4 protein-coding genes are annotated in these 5,459 nt (G+C 58.0%); 2 read left to right on the plus strand and 2 right to left on the minus strand.

Translation table 11 applies throughout. From position 1 onward, the window contains the following. Positions 1 to 78 precede the first annotated feature (78 nt). A complete protein-coding gene (locus TMES_RS02990) occupies positions 79 to 951 on the minus strand; it encodes a M48 family metalloprotease (protein ID WP_085579239.1) in 873 nt (290 codons plus the stop codon). Between the two features lie 187 nt (positions 952 to 1,138). Beyond that, positions 1,139 to 1,357, minus strand: coding sequence for a hypothetical protein (locus TMES_RS02995; protein ID WP_085579241.1), 219 nt, complete (start codon positions 1,355 to 1,357; stop codon positions 1,139 to 1,141). 232 nt (positions 1,358 to 1,589) lie between these two features. On the opposite strand from TMES_RS02995, the gene TMES_RS03000 reads away from it, so the two are divergent. Then, positions 1,590 to 3,920, plus strand: coding sequence for a type I secretion system permease/ATPase (locus TMES_RS03000; protein ID WP_085579243.1), 2,331 nt, complete (start codon positions 1,590 to 1,592; stop codon positions 3,918 to 3,920). Beyond that, the gene (locus tag TMES_RS03005) at positions 3,917 to 5,221 is read left to right on the plus strand and encodes an HlyD family type I secretion periplasmic adaptor subunit (RefSeq protein WP_085579244.1); all 1,305 of its coding nucleotides are present in this window, start codon (positions 3,917 to 3,919) and stop codon (positions 5,219 to 5,221) included. Before TMES_RS03000 ends, TMES_RS03005 begins: the two co-directional genes overlap by 4 nt. The last annotated feature ends 238 nt before the right edge of the window (positions 5,222 to 5,459 follow it).

Below are 5,459 nucleotides of genomic sequence, written 5' to 3' on the forward strand. Positions count from 1 at the left end.
GTAAAAGGTAAATGCCCGGTTCCCGTTTTCGCCCGGTAGATATAAGGCAAGCGCGGGCCATGGCGGCGATTATACGCATTACGGGCGCGGTTGACTGAAAAAACCGCCGGCAAAGGGGGGCGGTAAATTACGCAGGGCTTCAATCCGGGTGGTGACGGAGGGATGGGTATCGAGCAAGGCTGGTGGTTCGGTGCTGCGATAGGGGATCAGGCGCAAGGTGCGGCGGTTGATTTGTTCGATATGGCCCAGCGCATCAATCAAATCATCCGGGCCGCCCAAAAGGTCGCTGGCCCCGTGATCGGCGGCAAATTCACGGTCGCGGATGACTGCACGTTGTAGCAAAAAGCTGATGGTGGGGGCGGTTGCCAGCACAATTACCAGCCATATCGGCGGGCTTCCGGCCTCGAATATAAAGACAAACATCGCAAACATCGCCAGCGTCCATGTGGCGCGATAGAGGATATCGGTCATCATCAGGATCTGGGTGTCGTTATGCCAGGCATGGGCGATTTCGTGGGCCAGAACTGCGCGCAATTGCCGGGGCGACAGGCTGTTGATGGCATCTTGCGACAGGGCAATGATGGTGGTGTCTTCCTTGCCGGTGGTAATGGCATTGACCCCTTTGCCGGGCAACAAATACAGGCGCGGCACAAAGGACAAACCGGCCCGCTTGGCCAACAGCACAGCCATTTCATGCAAGACGGGATAGTTTTGCCCCGATACGGGCGTTGCGCGCAGAAGTTTCATGACCATGTCAGATGACACCATCGGACCGAGCAGCACCAGCAAGGTAATGGCCAAAAATGCCCACGCCGTCATCATGGGTCCGCCAAAAAGCCAGGCGCACACCACCAGTACCCCGGCCATGCAGGCCAAAAGCCCGCTGGTGTGGGCAACGCCGCCGGCCCGCAAGGCCAAAAACCGTTGAACAGAAATGGGAAGTTCCGGCATGTGATGATCCCTTTGTTGCGCAGGCGTGTTGGCAATTTCCCCATAATACGTCTCAGGGCATGTCTGTGTATGGGGCTTGATCAAGGCCGACGAAAAAAATGCAGGCGCAGGGTGGTCGGCGAATATGGCTGCCCGCACCATTTTTTAAGGGTGGCGGGCAGCAAAAGCAGCGCGGGCTAACGCGGGGTTAAAATACCATTTGGCTGAACCAGTAGCCAATATATCCCAGTGCCATGACGGCCATCACTGTTAACAACGTGGTTTTGAACGGATTGGATTTTGCTTTTGCAGCAGGGGACGGGCTCGCGGCATTTTGGGAAGCAACCATCAGGGACTCGCAGTTCGTTATGGAATTGAAAGAATGAAAATTGGCCAGATTAAGGGGCGTTGCAAGGGTTTTAACCATGCCGTCACCGGAAATGGTGTGCCATGTCACAAAAGAACGGCGTTAAATTCAAGCAGATGATGAAGCATTGGCCCAAAACCAATGATTTCGTTAACGCATCTTTATAAGTTTGACTAGAATAGTCGTAGATGACTAATGCAAGTGGATAGTGCGTCCTGTCGCCCCTGGCGACGGGATCTGTGCTTTTGGGGACAGGCCGCAGGCACGCGGCCAGGATATTTACGGGATCAGGATGGCCCTGCCGAAAAAAGCCCGCTCCGGCATTTTGCCCGGACGCAACCGCGAAGGTGACCGCACCCCGCTAGAACGGATGTTCTGGCGGTCGATCGGTATTGTGGGCGGATTCAGCATGGTGATCAATTTGCTCAATATGGTGATCCCGCTTTATTCGATGCAGGTTTTTGACCGCGTCCTTTCCTCGCGCAGTTTCGATACCCTGTTTTTGCTGACCATGGGCATTGCCATTGTGCTGGTGTTTATCGCCGCGATGGAGCAATTGCGCTCCCGCGTGCTGATCCGGGTGGGTACCGGGCTTGACCTTGGCTTGGGCGGCGATTTGTTTGCCCATGTGGTCGAACAGGCATCGCGTGGTGCGCCCAACCGCCAGCGACCTTTGCGCGACCTTTATGGTTTGCGCGGTTTTTTAACCGGGTCTGGCCCGTTTGCCCTGATCGATTTCATGTGGGCGCCGGTTTATATCGGCGTGGTCTTTGTTTTTGATATCCGGCTGGGCATGGTGGCCCTTGGCGGCGCGGTGATCCTGATCCTGATTGCGGTCGCCAACGAAGCGGCAGCGCGCATTTCGGTCGATCGGTCCGAACAATCGCAAAACCGGGGCATTGCCCAGGAAGAAACCTATGTTCGCAATGCCGAGGCGATGGAAGCCATGGGCATGACACCAGCAGCGCAGGCGCGCTGGCAGGCAGACCAGTCTGATGCGCTGTACTGGGAAGGGCAGACCAGCCGCCGGGTCGGCACCTCAACCACATTGTCGCATTTTATCCGCCTGTCGATGCAGGTGATGTTTATTGGTACCGGGGCCTATCTGGTGCTGAGCGAAAGCATCACCATTGGCATTATGGTGGCCTCGATGATTTTGGGCATGCGCGGTCTGGCCCCGTTTGACGGGGCGGTGGCGGCGTGGCGGTCCTGGACATCGGCGCGCAATTCGTTTGAACGGCTTAACCGTATTTTGCTGGAGCGCAAACCGCGCCTGCATGCGCCCGCCCCCAAGGCCAAGGGCATGGCGGTGTCGGTTGACCGGCTGGTATTTGCCCCGCCGGGCAGCCGCAATGTGTTGTTCAAGGGGTTTTCGTTCAAGGTGGGTGCGGGGCAGGTTGTCAGCATTGCCGGGTTTAACGGGGTGGGCAAAACCGCCTTGTTGAAATTGTTGATGGGCATCTGGTCGCCTGCATCAGGCTCGATCAAGCTTGACGATATCGAGGCATCACGGCTGGATCGTGCGCAAATTGGCCCGCAAATTGGCTATCTGGCGCAAAACCCGTTTTTGTTTCCCGGCACCATTGCCGAAAACATTGCCCGGCTGGGAAGTGCTGACCCGCGCGATATTGTGCAGGCCGCCGAACTGGCCGGGGCGCATAAATTCATTCTTGATTTGCCTGATGGTTATGACACCAAGCTTGATCGTGGCGGCAGCAACCTTTCGGGCGGGCAGCGCCAGCTTATTGCGCTGGCCGCCGCCCTGTATGGCAAGCCGCGCCTGTTAATGCTTGATGAACCAACCACCGCCCTTGATGAAGGGCGGATGGAATATGTCACCAACCTGATTGATATTGTGCGCCGGGCCGGGATTACCGCCTTTATCGTCAGTCACGAACGCGAAGTGCTCAAGCGGGCCGATGCGATTATTGCCATGTCTGGCGGGCAAATTCGTGTGGTGCCGGTTAATATTCCGCGCATGCAAACCCCGCCGCCGCCTGCTGCTGTTCCCGTGGCGATGGCCCCCCCATCAGCCGGGGTACAAACGGGTAATAACGATGCGCAGGCCGGAGACGGACAAATGCGGATCCGCCCGCAAAAACGGGCGGTCCCCAACCCCGAGGCCGCCGCGCGCCGCAACCCTGATCATGGCATGTCCGATGACGGCAGCCGCCGGGTGGTTGCAAGCGAAACTGCTGATGCCCGACCCTCCACAGCCCGCCAAAACCCGGAACAACAAGCCGTTCGGACAACGCCGGGTGGCACCATGAAGGTGATGCGCCCCGGCCCGCCGCCGGTGCGCAAGGATGACGGGCTGGATCGCGGCGAAGGGCCGGGCGATGTGGCGCGCCGCCAGCAGATGGCGGCAAAACGTGCGCGCGCACAAAAACAGCAACAACGCGACCGCGCCCTTGCACTTAGCAAGGAAAAAACTGCCCGCGAGGCCACCCGTGAACCGGTCGCTCCGGCCTCGGCCCCGGCTCCAACTTCGTCAGCAGCAATACCGGCTTCTGGCGCGCCTGATGCCGCGGCCGCACGCCGGGTGAAACCGCGCGGGGATGGTCGGCCGCAATTGCGCGTGGTTGAAGGATCGGCTGGCCGACGCCAGGGGGGCGGCCGATGAACGGGGTTCATCTTCCCACGGTTCGCGCCCTTGATACCGATGTCAAACCCCTGATCCGGATTGGCCTGGTGATTTTGATTCTGGGCTTTGGGTCGGTGTTTTTCTGGGCTGCCACCGCGCGCATTAATTCGGCGGCCATTGCCAGCGGGGTGGTGGCACCTTTTTCCGGGCGACAAACGGTGCAGCATCTTGAAGGCGGGATTATCCGGTCGATTCTGGTGCGTGATGGCGCACGGGTGGTGGCGGGGCAAACCCTGATCGAGCTGGACGATACCCGGGCGCGCGCCAGTTATGACCTGCTCTACAAGCGGTATTTAAATGCGGTGGCAACGCAGGCGCGCCTTAATACCGAGCGCAAGGGAAACGACCATGTTTCCTGGCCAGCAACGTTAAAGCCCGACTTGAACAAAGACCTTGTTCTGGCCCAGCAGGACCTGTTTGACAGCCGGACCAGTGCCTTTCGCGGCGAAGTGCAGCTTTATGACGAGCGCATCAAGGAATTGCGCCACGAAATTTCAGCCACCAACGAACAGAAAATTGCCGCCCAGCAGCAAGTCGGGATCGTCAAGGAAGAACTGGCGATGGTGAAGCCGATGGTGGAAAAGGGCTATGCCCGGCGTACCCGGTTGTTGCAACTTGAAAGCCGGCTGGTCGACAGCCTTGGCAATATTGGCCGTTATTCGGCGGATATCGCCCGAATCGAGCAGCAAATACAGCAGGTGCGCGCCAGTCAGGCGCAGCTGAGCCGCGATCATTTGCAAACGGTCAATACCGAATTGCGCGATGTGCAGGCTGATTTGTCTGATCTGACCGAAAGATTGCGCTCGGCCGAGGATATTCTGACACGATCCAAAATTGTCGCCCCCACCGAAGGCACGGTAACCAGCCTGAAATTTACCACGGTGGGCGGGGTGATACCGCCAGGCGCACCGATACTGGAAATTGTACCCCATAATGACCGGCTGGTGATTGAAGGGCGCATTTCGCCCAACGACATTGACGTGGTGTCGCCGGGGCTTCTGGTTAATATTCGGGTGACGGCGTTTAGCCAGCGCTGGTTTGCCCCGGTTAAGGGCAAGATCGTTGATGTGTCGCCCGACCGGTTAACCGACGGCGAGGGACGCCCCTATTTCCGGGCAATGGTCGAAATAGACGCCGATAGCCTGGTCGAGCATGAAGGCATGATCCTCTCACCGGGTATGGCTGCGCAACTTGAGATTGTGACGGGCGCGCGCACAGTTCTGGCTTATCTGTTTGCACCAATCACGGATAGTTTCGACCGGGCTTTCCACGAAGAATAGCCCGAGTCGTAATTTCGCTGCGGTAAAAACGGCCTTCAAAACCCTGAATCCTGACATAATCTGACAAAATTTCCACTCTGATGGCCCGTCATCGGGACGTCGGGTGAAAAAGGCCGAAACTTGCGGTTTTCGGGCGTTTATGCGGTTGCCGTCGGGCCGTTGCTGAAATATACTGTTGTATATGGGAAGTTGTGAGTATTTGCTGGCAGGGGTGCCGGTTGGTCCCATGTAGGGAGTT

Source organism: Thalassospira mesophila, from assembly GCF_002115755.1.
In the GTDB taxonomy this organism is placed as follows: domain Bacteria; phylum Pseudomonadota; class Alphaproteobacteria; order Rhodospirillales; family Thalassospiraceae; genus Thalassospira; species Thalassospira mesophila.